Source organism: Streptomyces sp. NPDC002564 (assembly GCF_042889645.1).
GTDB lineage: Bacteria > Actinomycetota > Actinomycetes > Streptomycetales > Streptomycetaceae > Streptomyces.
The window spans coordinates 59,754-82,906 of the sequence record NZ_JBIARE010000009.1 but is presented as its reverse complement, the minus strand read 5'-3'; the positions used below and the strand labels follow the sequence as shown (position 1 = coordinate 82,906).

At 71.5% G+C, this 23,153-nt stretch carries 15 protein-coding genes and 1 pseudogene; 10 read left to right on the top strand and 6 right to left on the bottom strand.

Annotated features, from left to right (window positions below):
* Positions 1–102: 102 nt before the first annotated feature.
* From ACFYXE_RS28475 to ACFYXE_RS28450, 6 genes are all read left to right on the top strand, one after another.
* Positions 103–1,224, top strand: coding sequence for an acetyl-CoA carboxylase biotin carboxylase subunit family protein (locus ACFYXE_RS28475; RefSeq protein WP_389317045.1), 1,122 nt, complete (start codon positions 103–105; stop codon positions 1,222–1,224).
* Between the two features lie 412 nt (positions 1,225–1,636).
* Positions 1,637–4,411, top strand: coding sequence for an AMP-binding protein (locus ACFYXE_RS28470; protein WP_389317042.1), 2,775 nt, complete (start codon positions 1,637–1,639; stop codon positions 4,409–4,411).
* Between the two features lie 100 nt (positions 4,412–4,511).
* A complete protein-coding gene (locus tag ACFYXE_RS28465) occupies positions 4,512–5,492 on the top strand; it encodes an NAD(P)-dependent oxidoreductase (RefSeq protein WP_361168616.1) in 981 nt (326 codons plus the stop codon).
* Position 5,493: 1 nt separating this feature from the next.
* Positions 5,494–7,467 carry an aminotransferase class I/II-fold pyridoxal phosphate-dependent enzyme gene (locus ACFYXE_RS28460; protein WP_389317038.1) on the top strand — a complete coding sequence of 658 codons (1,974 nt, stop codon included), beginning with the start codon at positions 5,494–5,496 and terminating at the stop codon, positions 7,465–7,467.
* A gap of 78 nt (positions 7,468–7,545) precedes the next feature.
* Positions 7,546–7,992 (top strand): hypothetical protein, encoded by a 447-nt coding sequence (locus tag ACFYXE_RS28455; RefSeq protein ID WP_389317035.1) that lies wholly within the window; start codon positions 7,546–7,548, stop codon positions 7,990–7,992.
* Positions 7,993–8,008: 16 nt separating this feature from the next.
* Positions 8,009–9,118: an NAD(P)-binding domain-containing protein gene (locus tag ACFYXE_RS28450; protein ID WP_389317032.1), complete on the top strand. Its 1,110-nt coding sequence runs from the start codon at positions 8,009–8,011 to the stop codon at positions 9,116–9,118.
* 143 nt (positions 9,119–9,261) lie between these two features.
* On the opposite strand, the gene ACFYXE_RS28445 is transcribed toward ACFYXE_RS28450, so the two are convergent.
* The 4 genes from ACFYXE_RS28445 to ACFYXE_RS28430 form a co-directional block, all read right to left on the bottom strand.
* Positions 9,262–10,560, bottom strand: coding sequence for a S8 family peptidase (locus ACFYXE_RS28445; protein WP_389317606.1), 1,299 nt, complete (start codon positions 10,558–10,560; stop codon positions 9,262–9,264).
* A 215-nt stretch (positions 10,561–10,775) separates the two neighbouring features.
* On the bottom strand, positions 10,776–11,477 hold the full coding sequence (locus ACFYXE_RS28440) for an antibiotic biosynthesis monooxygenase (protein ID WP_389317028.1): 702 nt from the start codon (positions 11,475–11,477) through the stop codon (positions 10,776–10,778).
* A 117-nt stretch (positions 11,478–11,594) separates the two neighbouring features.
* Positions 11,595–12,407, bottom strand: coding sequence for an endolytic transglycosylase MltG (gene mltG, locus ACFYXE_RS28435; RefSeq protein ID WP_389317025.1), 813 nt, complete (start codon positions 12,405–12,407; stop codon positions 11,595–11,597).
* Between the two features lie 43 nt (positions 12,408–12,450).
* Positions 12,451–14,259, bottom strand: coding sequence for an ABC transporter ATP-binding protein (locus ACFYXE_RS28430; protein ID WP_389317022.1), 1,809 nt, complete (start codon positions 14,257–14,259; stop codon positions 12,451–12,453).
* A gap of 94 nt (positions 14,260–14,353) precedes the next feature.
* Between ACFYXE_RS28430 and ACFYXE_RS28425 the strand changes: the two genes are divergently transcribed.
* The 3 genes from ACFYXE_RS28425 to ACFYXE_RS28415 all read left to right on the top strand — a co-directional run bounded on the left by ACFYXE_RS28425 (position 14,354) and on the right by ACFYXE_RS28415 (position 19,667).
* Positions 14,354–14,800 carry a MarR family winged helix-turn-helix transcriptional regulator gene (locus tag ACFYXE_RS28425; protein WP_389317019.1) on the top strand — a complete coding sequence of 149 codons (447 nt, stop codon included), beginning with the start codon at positions 14,354–14,356 and terminating at the stop codon, positions 14,798–14,800.
* A 61-nt stretch (positions 14,801–14,861) separates the two neighbouring features.
* Positions 14,862–17,786, top strand: a complete 2,925-nt coding sequence (locus ACFYXE_RS28420) for an FAD-binding and (Fe-S)-binding domain-containing protein (RefSeq protein ID WP_389317016.1) — start codon at positions 14,862–14,864, stop codon at positions 17,784–17,786.
* A 402-nt stretch (positions 17,787–18,188) separates the two neighbouring features.
* Positions 18,189–19,667 (top strand): Gfo/Idh/MocA family protein, encoded by a 1,479-nt coding sequence (locus tag ACFYXE_RS28415; RefSeq protein ID WP_389317013.1) that lies wholly within the window; start codon positions 18,189–18,191, stop codon positions 19,665–19,667.
* Between the two features lie 143 nt (positions 19,668–19,810).
* On the opposite strand, the gene ACFYXE_RS28410 is transcribed toward ACFYXE_RS28415, so the two are convergent.
* Both ACFYXE_RS28410 and ACFYXE_RS28405 read right to left on the bottom strand, forming a co-directional pair.
* Positions 19,811–21,535 (bottom strand): peptide-N4-asparagine amidase, encoded by a 1,725-nt coding sequence (locus ACFYXE_RS28410; RefSeq protein ID WP_389317010.1) that lies wholly within the window; start codon positions 21,533–21,535, stop codon positions 19,811–19,813.
* A gap of 64 nt (positions 21,536–21,599) precedes the next feature.
* Entirely contained in the window at positions 21,600–22,346 is a 747-nt protein-coding gene (locus ACFYXE_RS28405; RefSeq protein ID WP_389317007.1) for a L,D-transpeptidase family protein, read from the bottom strand.
* Positions 22,347–22,548: 202 nt separating this feature from the next.
* Between ACFYXE_RS28405 and ACFYXE_RS28400 the strand changes: the two are divergent.
* A pseudogene (locus ACFYXE_RS28400) lies at positions 22,549–23,153 on the top strand (hypothetical protein); the annotation flags it as partial.

Below are 23,153 nucleotides of genomic sequence, written 5' to 3'. Positions count from 1 at the left end.
CGGCAAGCAACTTCACCAAAGTTTTTGGCCAGCCGTAATTCGGGGGAAACAAGAATGCCCGCAATAGTCGTCATAGGATACCGGGACGATCTCGATCGGGCGGTGCGGAACAGGGGGCTCGACCCCTTCTACATCGTGCAGTCGCCCGCTGTCCCGCCCCAGGGCATTGACCACAGAGTCGTCGCCGACATCGAGAACGCCCACGAGATCCTCCGCGCGGTTCTTTCCGCCCCTTCGCTGCGCCTCGACGACGTCGTGGGGGTACTGAGCGTCCACGAGATGGGCGTCTTCGGAGCGGCGTATCTGCGCCGGCAGCTCGGCCTTCCGGGCAACGCGGACTCCATGAAGGTGCTGCGCTTCCGCGACAAGTACCTGCAAAAGAGCGGCCTGCCGCCGCACATCCGGCGGGCACGCTGTCGATATCTCACCGCCGACACGTCGTTCGAGGAACTCACGGCGGAGTTCGGGGACGTCTTCGTCGTCAAGCCGGCGAACGGAGGCGGCTCTCTGCGCACGACGATCGTCCGTTCCCGGCAGGACTTCGAGGAGGCCCTGGGCCCCTTCCCGACCCGGTCGGACGTCGCGGCCGTCGCGGAAACGTTCGTCGACGCCCCGGAGATCTACGTCGACGGGGTCTGGGGAGGCGGCGCCCTGAGATGGTCGACCCTGGTGCGCTATCACGCCTCGCCGCTCAGCGCGGCGCAGGGCGGCATCATGGCCGCGTACATCCTGGACAGAAGGCTGCACCCGGAGCTGTTCCAGCAGGCGGAGAACCTCACCGAGCAGGTGCTCTCCAGCCTTGAGGCGCCCGACTGCGTCTTCCATCTGGAGATCTTCGCCGAGGAGGACGGGCTGACCTTCGGCGAGTGCGCCCTGCGCCTCCCGGGCGGCCTCTCCCCGCGGTCCAACGAATTGACGTTCGGCGTCAATCTCTTCGACGTGGAGATCGGTCTCGCGCTCGGTGAAGGGGTTCCGGAGATCCGGGCCACGGAAACACCGGAGCGCTTCCACGGGCACATCCTGTTGCGCGCGTCGAGCGACGGCACGCTGACCCGGGCCGATTTCGAGCGCACCTTCGACATCGACGAGATGGACTATTCCGCGTCGCCCGACGCGCGCGTGGGGCCTTACGGAATGGTCGGTTACGCGATCGTCTCCGACCCGGACGAGTCGACGCTGCAGAAGAAGATCGAGGACATCGTGCGATTCAACGAGGTCAACTGAGCGACGGGCTCGCCGCCCGGCCTTCGCGGCCCAGGCGTGACGCATTGCTTCCGCTTCATCTCCGGTCACGCTCTTTCCGGAACTCCGGACGCGTTCGCCGCGTACGCATGTCGGTGCCGCCGATCGCGTCGGAACTGACATCGATGTCCTGATTGATCACCGACTCCCACGCCGACAGCACGGTCGTCTCCGGCCATACCCGTGCCTCCGCCCTCGTAGTCACGGCGCGAAGTCCGGGTGGATGCGCGGCCTGCTGCCGGGCCTCAAGCACCACCCCTCCGCCCCCTCTTTCCGCGCTGACTCACGCTGACTCATTTCGCCGATTCATATCGCCCTCTTCTCTTCCGACTCCCTCTTCTCCATTCTTCCGACTCTCTCCTCTCCATCCGTTCGATCGGAGGACTTCGTCGTCATGCCGGATCACCGTTCTCTTTCCACCCTTCCGCAGCTCCTCGACAGCGCGGCCCGTGACGCCTCGCGAGGGATCACGTTCGTCGGTGGCTCCTTCGTGCCTTACGCCGAGCTGCGGGAGTGGGCCGGCCGGATCGCGCAGGGGCTCCGCGACGGCGGCACGGCCCCGGGCGACCGGGTGCTGATCGTCGCCGACGACCCCGAGGCCTTCTTCCGGACCTTCTGGGGGTGCGTCCTCGCCGGTGCCGTGCCGTGCCCCGTCGCCCCACCGTCCGACCCCCTCCGCCGACGGCCCCAACTGGAGCACCTGACGGGCCTCTTGGGCGATCCGCTGGTGGTCGTGTCCAAGGCGGCCCACGCGGACCTGCCGGACATCGGGCTGCGGACGGCGACGGTCGAGGATCTGAGCCACGCCTCCCCCGCCCAGGACCGACTGCCCGCGCCCGCCCCCGACGACCTCGCGCTCCTGATGCTCACCTCCGGCTCCACCGGGTCGAGCAAGGCCGTCAGGCTCACCCACGCCAACCTGCTCGCGGCCCAGGCGGGTAAGGCAGGGGCGCTCGACCTGGGGCCCGCCGACACGGTGTTCAACTGGATATCGACGGATCACATCGCCGCGATCGAGGCGCACCTGCTGCCGATGTTCACCGGAGCCGACCAGGTCATGACGGTCCCGGCGACCGTCCTCGGCGACCCCCTGGAGTTCCTCCGGCTGCTCACCGCGCACCAGGTCCGGGTCACCTTCACCCCCAACTTCCTCTTCGGCCAGCTCAACCAGGCCCTCGCCCGTCGGCCCGCCCCCCGGCAGGCACCGCAGGCACCGCAGGCCCCCTCCGCCCCTGCCGACGTGGACCTCTCCCGGCTGCGGTACGTGATCTCCGGCGGCGAGGCCACGGTGACCGCGACCGTACGGGACTTCCTGGCCGCGCTCGCCCCGTACGGGCTGCGCCGGGACGTGATCGTGCCCGCGTTCGGGATGACGGAGACGTGCGCGGGCAGCGTGTTCAACCGCGACTTCGCCGCCCGCGACCTCGGCACCGAGTTCCCCCCGCTGGGCCACCCCGTGCAGGGGCTGCACATCCGTGTCGCCGACGAGGACGGCACCGTCCTCGCCGCCACGGACCGGCCGGGGCCGACCGGGACGGGCGAAGTGCAACTGCGCGGCACCATGGTCACCTCCGGGTACTACGCCGACGAGCGGGCCACCGCGCGGGCGTTCACGGACGACGGCTGGTTCCGCACCGGCGACCTGGGGCACCTGGACGCCGACGGACGCCTCATGCTCGTCGGACGGACCAAGGACTCCGTCATCGTCAACGGCGTCAACTACTACAGCCACGACCTCGAAACCGTCCTCGACGAGCTCGGCGAGGTGCGGCGCGGCCAGGTCGCGGCCTTCCCGATCCGCCCCGAGGGAGCCGACTCCGAGCAGTTGGCCGTCGTCTTCGTCCCGGCGGGCGATCCCGCCGACGACGCGGCCGTCTACCAGGCCCTCGTGGCGATCCGCAGCTCCACGGTGATGCACTGGGGGTTCCGTCCGCAGCTCATCCTGCCCGTGACCGTGCCGGAGATCCCGCGCGGCAACCTCGGCAAGGTCCAGCGGTCGCGGCTGCGGGCGGCCGTCGAGACTGGCGCCCTCGACGCGGCGGCCCGCAGGGCGGACGAGGTGACAACCCGGTTCCTCGGCGGCCATGTGGCGCCGGAGGGCGACACCGAGACGGCGCTCGCCGGCATCTACGGCCGCGCGCTGGGCATCACACGGGTGCCGGCGACCGCGAGCTTCTTCGACCTGGGCGGCACCTCGCTGGACGTGCTGCGGCTCAAGCTGGAGATCCAGACGGAGTTCGGCATCGACGACGTGCCGATGGCGACGCTCCTGCAGTCACCGACCGTGCGCGCCCTCGCCGCCCGGCTGACCGCCGGACGGGAAGCACACGGCGACGGGGCCTACGATCCGCTCGTCCCGCTGCAGGTCACGGGCGAGGGGACGCCGCTGTTCTGCGTCCACCCGGGTCTGGGCGAGGTCCTCGTGTTCATCAACCTCGCCAAGTACTTCACCGGCGAGCGGCCGTTCTACGCGCTGCGGGCCCGCGGGTTCGGCGCGGGCGAGACCCACTTCGCGTCCTTCGACGAGATGGTCTCCACGTACGTGGCGGCGATGCGGCGGGCCCAGCCGCGCGGACCCTACGCCGTCGCCGGGTATTCCTACGGGGGCGCGGTCGCCTTCGAGATCGCCAAGCGGCTGGAGGCGGAGGGCGACGAGGTCGCGTTCGTCGGCGTCTTCAATCTGCCGCCGAGCATCTCGGGCCGCATGAACGAGATCACCTTCACCGACGGCGCGATCAACCTGGCCCTGTTCCTCGAACTGATCGACGCCGGCGACGTCCCCGACCTCACCACGAGGCTGCGCACGCTGCCCGAGGCCGGGCAGCTGGCCCACCTGATCGAGCAGGCACCGAAGCGGCGCCTCACCGAACTGGACCTCACCGTCGCCCGGTTCACCGCCTGGGTGGAGCTGGCGCAGAGCATGGTGCACCTGGGCCGCACGTACGAGCCGTCGGGGACCGTCGGGCAGGCGCACGTCTTCTACTGCACCCCGCTCAAGGGCACCAAGCAGCAGTGGCTGGACGACCAGCTGCGCCACTGGGACGACTTCACGCGGCGCCCCACCACGTTCATCGAGGTCGACGGCGAGCACTACACCCTGATGAGCCCGCAGCACGTGCAGACCTTCCAGGCGGCGCTGCGCCGCGAACTGGCCCGCGCCCTCGGCTGACCCGGTCCGCACGCGCCCGGCCGGTCGGCACCCGCGCCCGGCCCCGAAGGACAGCACGCGCCCACGACGGAATCACTCGGTCAAGGACGGAAACAACGGCATGCAAGGCAAGAAGATTCTCATCACCGGCGGCACCGGGCAGGTCGCCCGGCCCGTCGCCGAAGCCCTCGCGCCCGACAACGAGGTGTGGTGCCTGGGCCGGTTCGGCGACCCGGCCGCCCGCGCGGAGCTCGAGCGGAGCGGCGCCCACACCTTCACCTGGGACATGGCGTCCGGCGACCCGACGGGCCTGCCCGGCGACTTCACCCACGTACTGCACTCCGCGGTGCACCGGGGCGACGGCACGGACTTCGACGCGACCGCGCGGGTCAACGCCGCGGGCACCGCGCGGCTGATGACGCACTGCGCCACGGCGGAGGCGTTCCTGTACGTCTCCTCGGGAGTGGTCTACCACCGGGCCGACCGCACGCACCGGTACCGGGAGACCGACCCGCTGGGCGGCGCGGCGCCCTGGCTGCCGACGTATCCCGTCGCGAAGCTGTCCGCCGAGGGCGTGGTGCGCGGCCTCAGCGAGTCGCTGGGGCTGCCGTCGGTGATAGCCCGGCTCAACATCGCCTACGGCGTGCACGGCCACGGCGGCGTCCCCATGATCCTCTTCAACCAGATGCGCGCGGGCCGGGCCTGTGCGGTGCCGCGCGAGGGGCAGAACTACTGCAACCTCCTGCACGCCGACGACCTCGTGCGCCAGGTGCCGTTGCTGTGGGACGCCGCGCAGGCACCCGCCCGGGTCCTGAACTGGGGAGGCGACGAGGAGGTCGGCATGACCGACCTCCTCGAGTACATGTCCGCGCTCACAGGAGTGCCGGTCCTGCTCGACCGCGGCGACCTCAGCCGGGAGACCGCGATCTTCGACCACGAGGCCCGCCGCGCGGCCATCGGCGACTGCGCGGTCGACTGGCGGAGCGGCATCGCCCGCACGATGGCCGAGCTGTTCGGGGAGTACCGCGAGCGCATCGAGAAGTACGCCGACGCACACGGAATCGAGACGTCCACCGGCCGGTCCGCCGGGGAACGGAGTTAGCATGCGCAGGCCCGTGGACATCGCCGCGCTGCAGCACGCGCTGCGCGCCGCCCTGGGTACCGACGATCCGGTGTGCGCACCGTCCCGACTCGGCGTGGACGGCGGCCCGTTCGACGCGCTGGGGCCGGTGGCGGCCGAACGCCCGACGCTGGTCGGCGGCGCGGCACCATACGGCCCGACGAGCCCGGTCCCCGCACCCGAGGCCCTGGACGCGCTGATCCGCCGCGCCAAGGACCTGGACGTGCCCCAGATCCTCGTGCCCCACGTGCGCCGCACCGACGACAGCGGGGCGCTCGGAGCGGCCGGGTTCGTCCCGGTCGCCGCGGGCAGTGAGTGTGTCGTCCGGCTGACCGAGGACGTGGACGCGTTCCTGCGCGCCCGGGTGGGCGACGACCGGCTCGGCGAGCTCCATGCCCTGCACGACGAGGTGTCCCGTGACGTCACCTGGGAGCGCGTCCCGCTGCGCGAGCTCGCCGCGCACGGGTGGGCGCGGGAGGCGTTCGCCGCCCTGCACCGGCGCTCGGGCGGGAGCGACGCGGACCGCGGCGGTCCGTACAACGCCCGTGCGCTGGAGGCGCTCTCCCACGGCGCGCTGGCGGACCGCACCGAGCTGCTCGTGCGCCGCCGCGACGACACCGTTGTCCAGGTCGCCCTCCTGGTGCGGTCGCACAACGGCCGAGGCGTCTACCTGGTCGCGCCCGCGGTCGCCGACGACGACGCCGTCGCCCGGGACGACCTCCACGCGGCGACCGTGTACCGGCTGCACCTCGACTCGCGGAGCTCCGGGCTGGACTGGGTCCACCTCGGGCCCGGGAACGCGGAGCGCGCACGGCCGCTCGGGGCCGACCTGTTCGTCCCCCTGGACCACTGGGTGTACGCCCCCGGCCTGCCGCCGGGTAGCGAGGGGGCGCGGGCGGCGGAACCGGCGCTGTCACGGTTCGCGGCGCCACCCGTCACGGCCGTGCCGGTCCCGGGTCCGGCCCGTTTCCGCCGCCAGCCGCGGTTCGACACGATCGACCTGTCCAGCAACACCAATCCGTTCCTGGGCGCCGACGGCAGCTATCCGCACCTCGACACGACCGAGCTCGCCGACACCTATCTGGCGACCGTCGCGCAGCTCCCCGGTCACGAGGGCGTCGACGCGCTGAGCGCGGAACACGTGCTGTTCTCCAGCGGGTCGGTCGACGGCGCGATGCTGCTCCTGGCGGCGCTGGCCTCACCCGGCGAGACCGTCTGCGTCACCTCGCCCACGTTCCCGCTGTACGCCCACTTCGCCGCCGTCCTGCGGCTGCCCGTCGTCGACGTCCCCCTGGGCGGCGACGACCTGTCCGTGCTCGACACCGAGCGGATCCTGGCGGCCGATCCACGGGTCATCTTCCTGTGCGACCCGAACAATCCCGCCGGCACCCGGCTCGACCGCGGTCAGGTGCTGCACCTCGTGGCGCGTACGCGCGGCCTGGTGGTGATCGACGAGGCGTACGCCGAGTTCAGCGACAGTCCCTCGTACGCCGGGGCGGTCGCGCGACACGACAACCTGATCGTGCTCCGGACGCTGTCCAAGGGCTGGGGGCTCGCCGGCGCGCGCTGCGGCATCGCGCTGGCCGAGCCTGGCCTGATCGACGCGCTGCGCCGGGTGCAGGTGCCCTTCGGGTTCACCGACGCCTCGCAGCGCGCCGCCCGGGAACGGCTCACCAACTCCCACGAGGCGCTCGACAGCATCCGGCGCATCCGTGCCGAGCGCGACCGGATGGCCGCCGCGCTGGCCGCCCACCCGGCGGTGGAGCACGTGTTCCCCTCCGAGACCAACTTCCTGCTGGTCCGGTGGTACGAGCACGACCGGGCGATGGCGCGGTTCCACGCCGCGGGCATCGTCGTCGCCGACACCGGCCACGTCGTCCCCGGCACCTGCCGCATCTCCGTCGGGGACATCCGCGCGAACGACACGCTGCTCCGCGCGCTCTCCGCCGGGGAGTGAACCGTGCCGCGCACGCGCTCCCTGCGGCGCGGCACTCCCCTGAAACACGATGCCGACACCACCGGAAGGACCTCGTCCGTGGGCCACGATTCCCCTGCCGTTCCCCCTCTCACCAGCACGGTCGTCGCCGAGGGCTTCGACCGCTGGAGCCCGCCGCTGCACCAGGAATTCGACGACAACGCCCACCACGACCGGCTGGGCCAGACCCTCCTCAAGGAGTCCGGGCCGGTCCGGGTGTGGGAGACGCACCTGCGGCCGGGAGAGCGTCTCCCCGTGCACCGGCACGTGCGGGACTACACCTGGATCGCCCTCACCGACGGGCACGCCCGCCAGCACTCGTCCGACGGTGCGAGCCGGGAGATCACGTTCGCCCGCGGGCAGACCCGGCACTTCCGCCTGGCCGCGGGACGGCACCACCTGCACGACCTCAAGAACATCGGTGACGAGGTCCTCTCGTTCCTCACCGTCGAGTCGACGGACATCGAGTCGACGGACACGCCGGATCGGGAAGATCTCCGCCCCTGAGCGAGTTAGTAGAAACGTGAACGACATCGGGGTACGAGACGCGGCCGCCCCGGCGGCGGTACAGGACGTGGACGTGGTCGTCGTCGGCGCCGGGCAGGCGGGCCTGTCCAGCGCCCACCACCTGCGGCGGGTCGGCTTCGAGCCGGACCGGGACTTCGTGGTCCTCGACCACGCGCCCCGGCCCGGCGGCGCCTGGCAGTTCCGCTGGCCCTCCCTGACGTACGGGAAGGTGCACGGCATGTACGCGCTGCCCGGCATGCAACTGACGGGCGCGGACCCCGCACGCCCGTCCTCGGAGGTCATCGGGGAGTACTTCGCCGCGTACGAGCGCCGCTTCGACCTGCGCGTACGGCGCCCCGTGGACGTGCACGAGGTCAGCGAGGGCGACGGCGGACGGCTCCTGGTCGAGACGTCGGCCGGTACCTGGTCCACGCGCGCGCTGATCAACGCGACGGGCACCTGGGACCGGCCCTTCTGGCCGCGCTACCCGGGCCAGGAGACGTTCCTGGGACGACAGCTGCACACGGCGATCTACCCCGGCCCCGAGGCGTTCGCCGGGCAGCGGGTGGTCGTCGTGGGCGGCGGCGCGTCCGGCACCCAGCACCTGATGGAGATCGCCCCCTACGCGGCCGCGACCACCTGGGTGACCCGGCGCCCGCCGGTGTTCCGCGAGGGGCCGTTCGACGAGGACTGGGGGCGCGCCGCGGTCGCCATGGTCGAGGAGCGGGTACGCCAGGGGTTGCCCCCGCGCAGCGTGGTGTCCGTGACCGGGCTGCCGGTGAACGACGCGATCCGCCGGGCGCGGGCCGACGGCGTCCTGGACCGGCTGCCGATGTTCGACCGGATCACGCCGACCGGCGTCGCCTGGGACGACGGCCGCCGCGTGGACGCCGACGTCATCCTGTGGGCGACGGGCTTCCGCCCGGCGATCGACCACCTCGCGCCGCTGCGGCTGCGGGAAACGGGCGGCGGCATCCGGCTCGAAGGCACCCGGGCCGCGGCGGACCCGCGCGTCCACCTGGTGGGGTACGGGCCGTCGGCGAGCACGATCGGCGCCAACCGCGCGGGGCGGGCCGCGGTGCGGGAGATCCAGCGGCTGCTGGCGGGGGCGCCGGTCGCGGCGTGAGCGGACGCGGCGTGGGACGGGCGCGGCGCCCCCGGGTCCGTGCGGCCCGGGCCCTGGTTCGTCGTCCGCCCCGGTAGGTGCAGTGCCTTCGGGCGGGTACAGACGTAGCGGGTACAGACCCAGCGGGTACAGCGGGTACAGACCTAGGGCAGGTACAGGGTGTAGAGCAGTCGGTCGGGTGCGACCGGCGGGGTGCCCTGGAGGGCTCCCGTGGTGGCGTTGTCGACGAGCCCCCGCTTGACCTGTGCGGGCGTGTCCGTGGGCCGGAAGGCGAGGTGCAGCGCGGCGGCGCCCGCCACATGACCGGTGGCCATCGACGTGCCGCTGAGCGTGGCCGTCGCCGTGTCGCCGTCCTTCCAGGCCGATGGGATCTGCACGCCGGGGGCGAACAGGGCCACGCAGTTGCCGTAGTTGGAGGAGGAGGCCCGGCGGTCACTGCGGTCGCTCGCGCCGACGCCGATGGTCTCCGCCACCCGCGCGGGCGAGGTGGTGCAGGCCCCGTTCGCCTGGCCCGAACTGCCCGCCGAGACGGTGTAGGTGACACCGGAGCGGATGGATCGCCGTACCGCTGTGTCGAGGACCTCGCTGGCCGCGCCGCCGAGGCTCATGTTCGCGACGGCCGGCCCGGCCGCCTTGGCCGTCACCCAGTCGACCCCGGCGACGACTCCCGAGACGGTGCCCGCACCCTGGCAGTCGAGGACGCGTACCGCCACCAGCCTGGCCTGTTTGGCCACCCCGTAGGTCTTGCCGGCCGCGATGCCGCCCACATGCGTGCCGTGGCCGTTGCAGTCGTTGCCGTTCTGACCGTCGCCCACGGTGTCGGTGCCGACCGAGGCGCGGCCGCCGAACTCGCTGTGCGTGGTGCGCAGTCCGGTGTCGATCACGTACACGCTCACGGCCGGGGCGTAGGTGCGGTAGGTGTACGTGGTGGACAGCGGAAGGCGCCGCTGGTCGATGCGGTCGAGGCCCCAGGGCGCGCCGGCCTGCGTCTGGTCGCCCGGTGCGAGGCTCGCGGAACCGGCCGGGGGGCCGCCGCGGCGCGGGGTGTCGACGCGGACCCGGGTGTCCTGGCGGACGTAGGCGACGCGGGGGTCGGCGGCAACCCGCTGCGCGCGGTCCCGGCTCATCCGGGCGGAGAAGCCGTGCAGCGCGGACCGGTACACGTGCCCGAGCCGTGCGCCCGGGGCCGCGCCGACGAGTTCCCGTGCCACGCCCGGCACGGCGGCGGATGTGCGCGCGCCTGCGGGTCCCGACTCCTTCAGCACCACGATCCAGCCGTCGGGGACGGCGACGTCGGCACCGCTCGCGAGCCGCAGCTTTCCCGCGGTGCCGGCGAGCGGCCCGGGGCCGGTGGCAGCAGGGACGGCGCCGGAGGAGGCGGCCGTGGCGGACGAGGCGGCGGTGGCGGTGGCGGTCGTCGCGCCGAGCAGGCCGGTGGTCATCGCGGTGGCGCAGAGCAGCACCGCTGCCTGCCGCCGACGGGAGCGCGTTGTCATACCCGGTGCACCTGAACCTTTCGTGGACCTGGGGCGGGTCGGGTCATGTGCGGTGCGCTGTACGGTCGTTGCCCGTGGTGCGGCGTACGGTGCGGGCCAGCCTCTCGCGCCGCCCGGCGCGGCACAAGAGGCCCGGGTTCCGCCCGGCGCACGGCCGACGGCTACGGTGCGGTGACGTTCACCAGGCTCTTGTACGGGAGGTAGCGCGGGACGCTGGGCCGGGTCGGGGCCGGGGTGACGCCGTCCAGCCCCTCGATCATCAGGCCCAGTTCGACCGTGCCGCCGCTCTCCGTGTAGCGGCGCCAGGCCGCAAGGTCCTTCCATTCCGCGTGGTTGAGGACCCGGCGGCCGTCCTTGCTCGTGTGGAAGTGGGCCGCGAGCAGCCCCGGCGGGCGGGTGCGCTCCAGGATGTCCACGACCCTGTCGACGAAGGCCCGTTGACATGCGGGGCCCTCGGTCTCGAACGTCGGGGTGACCAGGGCGCCGGGGGCCAGGTCGCGCCGCTGTTCGGTCGCGTAGCTGCGGTAGAGCGCGTAGCGCACCTCGCCCGGGCGCTCGATGCCCAGGACCATCCGGTCGACCCGGTTCAGGTCCTCCGAGCGCCGCACCGCACGCGCCCACGCGCGGTGGGCGTCGTCGCACGTCCACTGCGCGTAGTTGAGGACTTCCCGGCCGTTCTCGCTGAGGAACGTGGTGAACGAGAGCATGCCTGCCGGGCGTTCCAGATGTTCCCACTCCTCGATCACCAGGTCCGCGGCCTGCTTCTGGACCCCTGCGGCGGGCAGGGGCCAGGAGCTGACGAGGATCGTCCCGGCGTCCGCACGTCGGACGTCGGGAAAGGCGTGTGATATCGGTGCGGGCATGATCGGCTCCTCCTGCATACTGATCGGTACGGTCGGAAAAAAGCGTTGTACCTGAACCACAGTTGAGGTCAAGGAGAAGCCGACCCGGCGAGTGAAAACCGCCCCCCTGGCCTCGTGCTACTTCTCCCTGTTGAACTCCCCCACATTCTTCTGGTGTTCCTCGAAGGTCGCCGTGAAACGCGTGTCGCCCGGCTTCACGGTCACGAAGTACAACCAGTTGCCCGGGGTCGGGTTGATCGCCGCGCGCATGGCCTCCTCGCCGGGGTTGCCGATCGGCGTGGGCGGCAGACCCATGCGTGCGTAGGTGTTGTAGGGGCTGGTGATCTTCGTGTCGCGTTCGCTGGTGGCCAGGGTGGAGCGGTTGAGCGCGTAGTTGATGGTGGAGTCCATCTGCAGCGGCATGCCTTGGTCGAGGCGGTTGTAGATGACCCTGGCGACCTTGCCCATCTCCGCCTTGGATCCCGCCTCGGCCTCGATCATGCTCGCGATGGTGACGGTCTGGTAGACGTTCACAGCATTTCGGTCGGCGCCCGCCGTGACCTGTCCACCGCTGAACTTCTTGTTCGCCGTGTTCACCATGTAGGACAGCACGGAGCTGGGGGTCGACTGGGAGCTGATCGGATACGTGGCCGGAAAGAGGTACCCCTCGGGGTTGCCTCCGGCGTCACGGGGAAGTTTGAGGTCGGCCTTCGGGAGGTCCTTCTTGGTGGTGCCGGCGGGCACCCCGAGGGCCTTGTCCACCGCCGCGTACACCTGGGCGGAACGCCACCCCTCGGGGATGGTCAGGACCTCGGGCCGGGCGTCGTCGTCGGGAAGCAGCAGCGGCACCGCCACGGCGGTGGCCGCGGCGGCGGCTCCGATCGCGATCAGGGCGATCCGGCCCCGCCGCGTCAGTCGGATCGTGCCCCTTCGCGGAGTCTTGGTCTGCATGCGGGCACGTTAACCCGCAAATCGTAATAATCCCGGCACATCTTTATGTCGTCGGCTCCAGTTGAGCGTCTCGGCGGACGAGGGCGGCGTAACGGCCGTCGTACGCGAGGAGCTCCTCGTGGGTGCCGCGCTCGGCGGTGCGGCCCGCGTCCAGGACAACGATCTGGTCGGCGCCCCGGACGGTGGAGAGGCGGTGGGCGATGGTGAGGGTGGTCCGGCCCGCGGACAGGGCGTCGATCGCTTCCTGCACGGCGCGCTCGGTGCGGGTGTCCAGGGCGCTGGTCGCCTCGTCGAGGATGAGGACCGGGGGGTCCCGCAGGATGGTGCGGGCGATGGCCAGGCGCTGCTTCTCGCCGCCGGAGAAGCGGTGGCCGCGCTCGCCGACGACCGTGTCGTACCCGTCGGGCAGGGACGCGATGTGGTCGTGGATCTGGGCGGCGCGGGCGGCGGTGACGAGCTCCTCGTCGGTGGCGTCGGGCTTGGCGAAGCGGAGGTTGTCGCCGACCGAGGCGTGGAAGAGGTACGTCTCCTGGGAGACGACGCCGACGGCGCGCGCGAGGGTGTCGAAGTCGAGGTCGCGGACGTCGACCCCGTCGAGGGTGACGCGACCGCTCGTGACGTCGTAGAGCCGGGGCACCAGGTGACTCAGGGTCGACTTGCCGGAACCGGTGGGTCCGACGACGGCGAGGCTGCCGCCCGCGGGTATCGCGATGTCGATGTCCTGCAGCGTGGGGCCCGACGTGTCGTCGTAACGGAACTCGACGTCCTCGAAGCGGACCTCGCCCTTGATCTGGTCGAGGTGCACGGGCTCGTCGGGCTCGGTGATGTCGACGGGCAGGTCGAGGTACTCGAAGATGCGCTGGAAGAGCGCGAGCGAGGTCTGGATCTGGACGCCGGTGGAGAGCAGGCTCACCGTGGGCCGGAACAGGCCCTGCTGGAGCGAGACGAAGGCGACCAGCGTGCCGATCGAGACGGTGGGGCCGCCCATCTGGAAGGCGATGCCCGCGGTCCAGTAGATGACGGCGGGCATGGCGGCCATGACGATCGTGATGACGGCCATGCGCCAGCGGCCGGCCATGTTCGACCGGATCTCCAGGTCGACCAGCTGCTCGGACTCGTCGGCGAAGGACTTGGTGAGGGAGTCGGCGCGGCCCATCGTGCGGCCGAGGACGATGCCGCTGACGGAGAGCGATTCGGTGACCGTCGCGGCCATCACGGCCATCTGCTTCTGGCGCTGCGTGGCGATCTTCTTGCGCTCGCGCCCCACGCGGCGGCTGATCCACACGAAGACCGGGAGCAGCAGCAGGGAGACGACGGTGAGCCGCCAGTCCAGGGCGAGCATGGCGACGACGGTCGCGATGACGCTCGTCAGGTTCGAGACCAGGGACGTGGCCGTGGAGGTGACCGTCGCCTGCATGCCGCCGATGTCGTTGGCGATGCGGGACTGGACCTCGCCGGTGCGGGTGCGGGTGAAGAAGGCCAGGGACATGCTCTGCAGCCGGCCGTAGACCGCGGTGCGCAGGTCGTGCATCACGCGCTGGCCCACGGACGTGCTGATCAGGGTCTGCAGGACGCCGAAGACGCTCGTGACGACCGCGCTGAGGATCATGCCGAGCGCGAGCAGGCTGAGCAGGCCCGTGCGGCCCTGGGGCAGGGCGGTGTCGAGGATCTCCTTGAGCAGGAACGGGGTGGCGACCGAGACGAGCGAGGCGGCGCAGACCAGCAGGCCCACGATCGCGAGGCGGCCCCGGTAGGGACGGAAGAGGTGAAGGATGCGGCGCATCTGGCGCGGCTGCGCCTCCTCGCCCGGGGCGGGGGGCTGCGGCGTCCAGGTGGGTTCGTCGTGACGCATGGGCTCCTACGGGTTTTCGGACGACGATGACTCAGAGAGCGTAGCTCACTGTTACCTATACTCACAATGCACAAGGTCCTGATAATGTTCCCGCATGAACACCCCGGACCCCGACGGCCTGCTCGCCGAACAGCTGCTGCGGCTCACCCGCCGGCTGCAGCGGATCCAGAAGCGCCATCTGGTCCCGATCGGCATCACACCCGCGCAGTCCCGCCTCCTCCGCACCCTCGCGCACTACGAGACCCCGCCCCGCATGACCGACCTCGCCGAGCGCCTCGAAGTCGTGCCCCGCGCCGTGACGACCCTGGTCGACGGCCTGGAGAGCGCCGATCTCGTGCGCCGCGCGCCCGACCCCACCAACCGCAGGGTGATCCGCATCGAGCTCACCGACGCGGGACTCAAGGCCCTCGGTGAGCTGCGCAGCGCGCGCCGGACCGCCGCAGAGGACATCCTTGCTCCATTGGACGCCGAGCAGCGCGCGCAGCTGGGCGTCCTGCTGAACGCGCTGTTCGACGTGTCGGACGTCCGCCGCCCCTGCTGACGTCCGCCCCGCCGGGCGCCGCCGACCGCCGGTACGCCGCCGCAACCGCCGAGGAGAGCTCATGCCGCTGCTGGAGCCCGAGCCGGACGCCCTGCGCCCCAGCCACCCCGCCCGCGCGAAGGGCCCGTCACCCGACCGCGTGCCGGACCGGCGGGCGGCCGGCACCCCGGAGCCGCTGCGCTCCGAGCTGATCGCGCTGCTGGGCGCCGACAAGGTCCTGACGAAGGTCTCCGACCTCGTGCGGTACGCCTCGGACGCCAGCCCCTACCGCTTCCTGCCCCAGGTCGTGGTCGTCCCCGAGGACATCGACGACGTGTCGGCCGTCCTGTCGTACGCCCACGGCAGGGGCCGCGAGGTGGTCTTCCGGGCGGCCGGCACCTCGCTGAACGGCCAGGCCCAGGGGGAGGACATCCTCGTCGACGTGCGCAAGCACTGGTCGGGCATCGACGTCCTCGGCGAGGGCGAGCGGGCGCGCATCGGCCCCGGCACGACGGTCCTGCGCGCCAACATCACCCTCGCCCGCTTCGGCCGGGTGCTCGGCCCCGACCCGGCGAGCGCGATCGCCTGCACCGTGGGCGGCGTCGTCGCGAACAACGCGTCGGGCATGACGGCCGGCACCACCCGCAATTCGTACCGCACCGTCGCCTCGCTGACCTGCGTCCTCCCCTCCGGGACGGTGGTCGACACGGCCGAGCCGGACGCCGACGAGCAGCTGGCGCACGCGGAGCCCGACCTGTGCGCGGGACTGCTGGCGATCAAGCGCGAGATCGAGGCGGACCCCGAGCTGGTGGCCCGTATCCGCGCCAAGTACGAGATCAAGAACACCAACGGCTACCGCCTGGACGCCTTCCTGGACGGCACGACCCCCGTGGAGATCCTGCGCGGCCTGATGGTCGGCTCCGAGGGCACCTTCGGGTTCCTCTCCGAGATCGTCTTCGACACGCTGCCGCTGGACCGGCACACGACGACCGCGCTGCTGTTCTTCCCCTCGCTGCCCGCGGCCGCCGCGGCGGTGCCGCTGTTCAACGCCGCCGGCGCGCTCGCCGTCGAGCTGATGGACGGCAACACCCTGCGCGCGTCGGTCAGCGTCCAGGGCGTCCCCGCCGACTGGGCCGACCTCCCGAAGTCGACGGCCGCGCTCCTGGTGGAGTTCCGCGCCCCGGACGAGGCCACCCAGGAGGCCTACGAGACGGCCGCCGCCCAGGCCCTGGAGGGGCTCGAACTGGTCGCGCCGGTCGCCTCGGTGACCAACGCCTTCACGCGCGACGCGAAGACGATCGGCGGCTACTGGAAGGCGCGCAAGGCGTTCGTCACCGCCGTCGGCGGCTCCCGCCCCTCCGGGACGACACTGATCACCGAGGACTTCGCGGTCCCGCCGGGGCGGCTCGCCGAGGCCTGCGAGGCGCTCCTCGACCTCCAGACGCGGCACGGCTTCGACGCCGCCGTCGCGGGCCACGCGGCGCACGGCAACCTCCACTTCCTGCTGGCCTTCGACGCGGCGGTCCCCGCGGACGTCGCGCGCTACGCCGCCTTCATGGACGACTTCTGCCGCCTCACCGTGAAGCGGTTCGACGGCTCCCTCAAGGCGGAGCACGCCACCGGGCGCAACATCGCGCCGTTCCTGGAGCTCGAATGGGGCCCCAAGGCGACCCAGTTGATGTGGCGCACGAAGCAGGTCATCGACCCCGACGGGGTCCTCGCGCCGCGCATCGTGCTCGACCGCGATCCCCAGGCACACCTCAGGGGCCTGAAGACCATCCCCAAGGTGGAGCTGATCGCCGACCCGTGCATCGAGTGCGGGTTCTGCGAGCCCACCTGCCCCAGCGAGGACCTGACCACGACGCCGCGCCAGCGCATCGTGCTGCGCCGCGAGATGATGCGCCAGTCCCCCGGCTCCCCGGTGGAGGACGGCCTCGTCGAGGCGTACGGCTACGACGCCGTGGACACCTGCGCCGGCGACTCGACCTGCAAACTGGCCTGCCCGGTGGGCATCGACACGGGCGCCCTGATGAAGGACTTCCGGCACGCCCGTCACTCGCCCCGCGAGGAGAAGGCGGCCGCGCTCGCCGCGAAGAACTTCAAGGCCGTCGAGGCGGCCGCCCGGCTCGCGGTGGCCGCCGCCGACCGGATCGGCGACCGGCTCCTCACCACGGTGACCCGCACGGCCCGCAAGGCGGTACGCCCCGACCTCGTCCCGGAGTGGCTGCCGCAGATCCCCGGGGCCGCCGCCCGCTCGTTGCCGCGCACCCGGCGCACGGACGCTGCCGCCGTCTACTACCCGGCGTGCGTCAACCGCATCTTCGGCGGCCCGGGCGACCGCTCGCTCGCGGAGGCCGTCGTCGCCGTCTCCGCACGCGCGGGCAAGCCCGTCTGGATTCCGGACGACGTGCGGGGGACCTGCTGCGCGACGATCTGGCACTCCAAGGGCTACGACGCCGGGAACCGGGTCATGGCCAACCGCATCGTGGAGGCCGCCTGGGGCTGGACGGCTGGCGGCCGCCAGCCGCTGGTCGTCGACGCCTCGTCCTGCACGCTCGGCATCGCGCACGAGGTGCTGCCGTATCTGACGCCCGACAACCGGGAGCTGCACCGGGAGCTGACGATCGTCGACTCCCTCGTGTGGGCCGCGGACGAACTGCTGCCCCACCTGACGGTGCACCGCACCATCGGCTCGGCCGTCCTGCACCCCACCTGTTCCATGCAGCACCTCGGCGACGAGGCGCAGCTCCGTGCCGTCGCGGAGGCCTGCGCCGACGAGGTGGTCGTCCCGGACGACGCGGGATGCTGTGCCTTCGCGGGCGACCGCGGGATGCTCCACAAGGAGCTCACGGAGTCGGCCACCCGCAAGGAGGCCGAGGAGGTCACCGCCCGCTCCTTCGACGCGCACCTGTCGGCGAACCGCATGTGCGAGGTCGGCATGGACCATGCGACGGGCCGCGGCTACTACTCCGTCCTCCTGGAGTTGGAGCGCGCGACGCGTCCTTGAGGGGCGTGGTCCGCGGCGCGGCGACGTGGTCGCGGCGCGGCGGCGTCGTGGTTCGCAGGGTGGCGGCGGCGTGGTTCGCAGGGCGGCGGCGTACCCGTGGCGCGGCGGTGTGCTCGCGGACGTCGCGGACTCCGAACCACCCGTACTACCGGGCGCCGGGATCGTTGCCCGCTTTTCGGTCACTCGTGGACGCCGTGCGGGCGCGACGGCCCGGGATGTTGCGCCAGATATCTCCCGCACCGCCGCTCTTCTCACCTTCACCCGGCCGAGAGAAGTCCAACTCCCTGACCACTTCGGTCCCTTGCGCCCCGGCCGTGCCCCCATCAGGGTGACTTCCGCCCAGTGGTAGAGACCAGCCGACGGTCCCCCGTCGGCCGGCCGCCCTACAGCTACGGAGGTCCGATGCACGACGAGAACGCGACACCGAACCCTGACGGCACCACCCCCGACGACATCGCCGAGGGAACGAAGGGGGACGGCCGCTCGCGGCGCACGGTTCTCCGCACGGCGGGCCTCGCCGGTGCCGGGCTCGGAGTCGGCGCCTTCACGAGCGGCCAGGCACACGCCGCCTCCCCCGCCACTCCGCCCGCCGCCGCGGCGCACGCCTCGGACACAGCCGCCGCCCCCGCCCTCAAGGGCAAGACCATGATCGGGGTGCCGTTCGAGCGGCGGAGCACCGTGCGGGTCGGCATCATCGGGCTCGGCAACCGCGGCGGCAGCATGATCGACCTGTTCCTCGCGATACCCGGCGTGCGCGTCGTCGCGCTCTGCGACCCGGTCAAGGAGAAGACCGCGGCAGCCGCGAAGAAGGTGACGGCCGCGGGTCAGCCGGCCCCCGCGACGTACACCAAGGGCGAGCACGACTACGAGAACCTCTGCAAGCGCGGCGACCTCGACTTCGTGTACGTGGCGTCACCCTGGGACTTCCACTTCGACATGGCCAGGACCGCCATGCTGAACGGCAAGCACGTCGGCGTGGAGTGTCCGATCGCGCTGCGCCTGGAGCAGCTGTGGGAGCTGGTGGACCTGTCCGAGCGGACCCGCAGGCACTGCATGCAGCTGGAGAACTGCTGTTACGGCAAGAACGAGATGCGCGTCCTGCGGATGGCGCACGCGGGCAAGTTCGGCGACCTGCTGCACGGAGCGGGCGCGTACAACCATGACCTGCGCGGCCTGATGTTCGACCCCGACTACTACGAGGGGCCCTGGCGGCGCCTGTGGCACACCCGGCTGCGGGGCGACCTCTACCCCAACCACGGCTTCGGCCCGGTCGCCAACTACATGGACGTCAACCGCGGTGACCGCGTCACGCACATCTCCAGCTTCGGCACGCCCGCCCTCGGCCTCGCGGCGTACCGCAAGGAGCACATGCCGGCGGGCGACCCGAGCTGGAAGGAGACGTACATCGAGAGCGACCGCACCATCAGCCTGGTGCAGACGGCGAAGGGCCGGGTCATCCGCCTGGAGCATGACGTCTCCACTCCCCACCCGTACAGCCGCATCAACAGCCTGGGCGGCACCAAGGGGGTCTTCGAGGACTACCCGGAGCGCATCTACATCGAGCCGGACCACACGGACGACGAGTGGGGCGACTTCGGCAAGTACGCCGACTTCGACCACTGGCTGTGGAAGGAGCACGCCAACCCGCCGGGCGGGCACGGCGGCATGGACTACATCATGATCTTCCGCCTGATGCAGACCATGCAGCTCGGCCTCGTCCCGGACTTCGACGTGTACGACGCCGCGACGTGGACGGCGCCCGTGCCGCTCAGCCACCTGTCGATCAAGGCGAAGGGCGCGCCCCAGGCGATCCCGGACTTCACCCGCGGCCTGTGGAAGAAGGCGCGTCCGGGAATGGACTCGGAGAAGCCGAAGGCGTAGCGGGGAGCAGTGACTTGGGCCCGGCGGCACGCGCCTCGACGCTGCCGGGCCCGTCCGCCGCACACGGAGCACCTTCTCGGCCCGCTCCGTGTCCGGCAGGAGGAGCACGTCGGACCAGACCCGACCGTTCCCGCACACTCCGTTCAGCAGCGCAGCCGATCCTCCGTCAGGGTTCCCTGGACGGTGGCCAGCGTGCGGTCGTAGCAGCCGCCGTCGCCGATCATCCGGTAGCGCTCGCGCGAGGTTCCCACCGCGTGCCGCTGGTCGCGCGGGACGTTCGCGGTGTAGGTCGCGTCGCCGTCGTAACGGTCGTCCGTGACCGACCGGTTCACCCGCCGTTCGCCGCCCTTCCCGTACTGCGTCGTGCCGCTCTCCGCGCGGTCGCCGAGGGAGATCTCGGTCCGCAGCCGGTCGCCCGCGCCGAGTGTCGTGGTGCCGTCCATGGTGTACGTCCGGTCGCGGCGCACGGCGCGGCGACCGGTGGTGACCGTCTCCCGGTCCGTCCAGGTGGCCTTGAGCGCGTCCATCGTCTCGCCCTCGGTCCAGCGGTGTGCGGACGTGTTCGCCAGGGTCCGGGTCACGGTCGTCGCGACGCGGCCGTGCGAGGTGTTCACGTATCCCGAAATGCTCAGCCGGTGGCCGCCCCTGGTCTGCAACCTGTGCGGCGCATCGCCCGACCCCGGCGTGTACGAAGGCTCATTGACGAGGTCACCCTCGGCGTGGCGGATCAGGCCGCCCGTGACGCGCTCCTTCTGCTCGTCCTGCCAGACCAGCACGTTGACGGGGGTGTTCCAGCCCGTCTGCGCCTCCGGGACGCCGACGACGGAGACCTCCACCTTGTGCGGCCGACCGTCGTTGAGCAGGCCCGCGAAGGGCGTCAGGTCGTACTCGACGGGCTTGATGTCGAAGGCGCGCGGGCCCGGGATCACGTACCAGAGGAACGGGTTGGACCAGCCACCGGTCCACACGGTCGGGAACGGCGCGGCGATACCCGCCAGTCGGCCGTCGACCGTGACCTGCACCTCGCGGTAGGGACCCTGGTCCGCCTTGCAGGAGTAGGGCGCGGCATCGGGCACCGTCAGGTACCAGTACTCCTCGCATCCACCACCGGAACCGGTCGCGTACACCTCGGCGACGATGCGTTCACTGTTGCGCGGCGTGCTGAGGCTGGTGCTGTCGCCGAGCGGAATGACACGGTCGGGTGCGGCGGCCGGGGCGGAGGTGACAGCTTGAGTGGAGGGGGCGGCCTGGGTGGAAGAGGCAGTCTGGGTGGAGGGGGCGGCCGTGGCGGAAAGGGTCGCGTCACGCGGCTGCCGGGGCTCGTTGCGCCGTTCCGGCGCGTAGAACGTGAGCGTGACCTTGACGTCGATGATCCCGGTGTACGTCTCGTCGACGACGTTCCCGATCAGCATCTCGACCTGCCGGTCGCGGGAGAACGTCTCGCGGTAGCGGGTGACGTCCTTCTCCACGGACCAGGCGATGCCGTCGACCGACGGCTCCGGAGTCGACATACGGAACACCTCGACGCCACCGACGCGGAGGTAGCCGAGACGGTCGTACTGACGCCCCTTCACCTTGCCGTCCATACGCAGGACCACCTTGCCCCAACGCCCGCTCTCCCCGCAGGCGCGCGGTGGCGCATAGTCGCCCTTGTACGGCGTGAAGTCCCTGAACTGCGCCTCGGCGAGCTTCACTTCGCAGGACGTGGTCTGCGGTTTCGACACCGGGGGCGCGGCGGTGACCGGGTCGTGCCAGTCGTTGCCGAATTCCGGTGGGGGTGCCGCTGCCGTGGCGGGACCGGCACCGCCGAGGAGGGTGCTCGCCGCGAGGGCCGCCCCCACGAGCATGGACATGACGCGTCTTCTCATGGGGGATTTCTAGGCGCAGTGGCCGATCACCGCAATGGGCGACGGCCACCGCGCACGTCGCGGCTCACGCCGACAGGTTCGCCTTGTCCCCCATGACCACGACCGGGTGCTGCTTCGGGTCGAGCGTGCGCAACAGATGCTCCATGCCCGCCTTGGACAGGCTCACGCAGCCCGAGGTGCCGCTGCCGTGGTCCATGTGCAGCCAGATGCTGCCGCCCTTGGACTGGCCCTGCGGGCGGGTCGGGTCGTTCGGAGGGGTGCCCTTGGCGCGGTTGTAGTCGATGGCGATGACGTAGTCGAAGTCGTGCCAGTGCGTCTTCGGCCAGTAGTGCGGCGCCTGCATCGACGAGGACTTCGTGTACGGGAACTTGGCGCCCGGGTCCGTCAGGACACCGCCCGCGTCGGTGAGCGTGAACACGCCGACCGGGCTGCGCTTGTCGTTCTCGCGGTGGTCGGTGGTCCAGCCCCTCTTGCCGTTGTGCGCGGGCCAGCTCCGGGCCTTGTCCCAGGTCGCGTCCTTGCCGCCCGACTTCGTGTAGAGCACGACGGTCGAGTCCGCCGAGTTCGCCCCGTCGCCGTAGACCGCGACGACCTGCCGCGAGTCCTTGGGGATCTTGGACTGCAGACGGTCACCCACGTCGGGAATGCGCCGCAGGTCGGCGCTCTCGCCGTGGGCGCCGTCGCCGCGCTCGGCACTGTTGCCGTGTCCGGCGTCGCCCTTGTCCGACGAGTCCCCGCTCCCGCAGGACGTCAGAAGGACACCACAGGCCGCCGCCGCGACCACCGTTCGTACCGCACCCGCTATACGCATCCGCCCATGGTCGCACCCGGTCCGCGTCACCCCCGCCCAGCCTCACCGCCCACGCCGGGACCGGGCCGATTCTTTACCTCAGGGCGGAAAACCGTTTGCTTCGGACCACCGCGCGAGGCGAACCTTTCACGGTTTGTAACCGCCGTTCGCTCCCTCGTCACCCCGTCGGAGCGACGGCCGCCGCACCGAGTCCTGGGACGTCATGCAGATTCGCGACCTTCCGTACACCGATCCCGGCGTCCCCGATGTCCGGTCGGGGCCGCGCTTCCTGCTGTGGCTGGGCCGCAACCAGCTCGGCGGGCAGCTCAAGTCCCTCGCCTGGGGGCTCCTCCACTTCGGCTCCATCGCGGGCCTGCCGTACATGGTGGGCATCGCCGTCGAGGCCGTGCTCGACCGGTCCGGCGGACGCCTCGCCCTCGCGGGTGCCCTCATCGGGCTGCTCGGCATCGCCATCGCGCTGGGCGACACCATGCTGCACCGCACGGCGGTGACCAACTGGATCACCGCCGCGGCCCGCGTCCAGCAGCTCCTGGCCCGCCGGACCGCGATGCTCGGCTCGGCGCTCACCCGGCGCGTCGCCGCCGGTGAGGTCGTCGCCGTGTCCACGGGGGAGGTTGAGCAACCTGATAGGCCCGTCAAAGGGAAGCGCGCCAAACCCCGCAAAGACGCCGAGATGCGCATAAATGCTGCTTCTGTCGTAATGGTGTCCACCGGGGAGGTTGAGCAACCTGATAGGCCCGTCAAAGGGAAGCGCGCCAAACCCCGCAAAGACGCCGAGATGCGCATAAATGCTGCTTCTGTCGTAAT

Bases quoted from the DNA above. Each gene is read 5' to 3' on its own strand.
- ACFYXE_RS28470 (WP_389317042.1), top strand. From the start codon at position 1,637: ATGCCGGATCACCGTTCTCTTTCCACCCTTCCGCAGCTCCTCGACAGC.
- ACFYXE_RS28465 (WP_361168616.1), top strand. From the start codon at position 4,512: ATGCAAGGCAAGAAGATTCTCATCACCGGCGGCACCGGGCAGGTCGCC.
- ACFYXE_RS28460 (WP_389317038.1), top strand. From the start codon at position 5,494: ATGCGCAGGCCCGTGGACATCGCCGCGCTGCAGCACGCGCTGCGCGCC.
- ACFYXE_RS28445 (WP_389317606.1), bottom strand. From the start codon at position 10,560: ATGACCACCGGCCTGCTCGGCGCGACGACCGCCACCGCCACCGCCGCC.
- ACFYXE_RS28440 (WP_389317028.1), bottom strand. From the start codon at position 11,477: ATGCCCGCACCGATATCACACGCCTTTCCCGACGTCCGACGTGCGGAC.
- mltG (WP_389317025.1), bottom strand. From the start codon at position 12,407: ATGCAGACCAAGACTCCGCGAAGGGGCACGATCCGACTGACGCGGCGG.
- ACFYXE_RS28430 (WP_389317022.1), bottom strand. From the start codon at position 14,259: ATGCGTCACGACGAACCCACCTGGACGCCGCAGCCCCCCGCCCCGGGC.
- ACFYXE_RS28425 (WP_389317019.1), top strand. From the start codon at position 14,354: ATGAACACCCCGGACCCCGACGGCCTGCTCGCCGAACAGCTGCTGCGG.
- ACFYXE_RS28420 (WP_389317016.1), top strand. From the start codon at position 14,862: ATGCCGCTGCTGGAGCCCGAGCCGGACGCCCTGCGCCCCAGCCACCCC.
- ACFYXE_RS28415 (WP_389317013.1), top strand. From the start codon at position 18,189: ATGCACGACGAGAACGCGACACCGAACCCTGACGGCACCACCCCCGAC.
- ACFYXE_RS28410 (WP_389317010.1), bottom strand. From the start codon at position 21,535: ATGAGAAGACGCGTCATGTCCATGCTCGTGGGGGCGGCCCTCGCGGCG.
- ACFYXE_RS28405 (WP_389317007.1), bottom strand. From the start codon at position 22,346: ATGCGTATAGCGGGTGCGGTACGAACGGTGGTCGCGGCGGCGGCCTGT.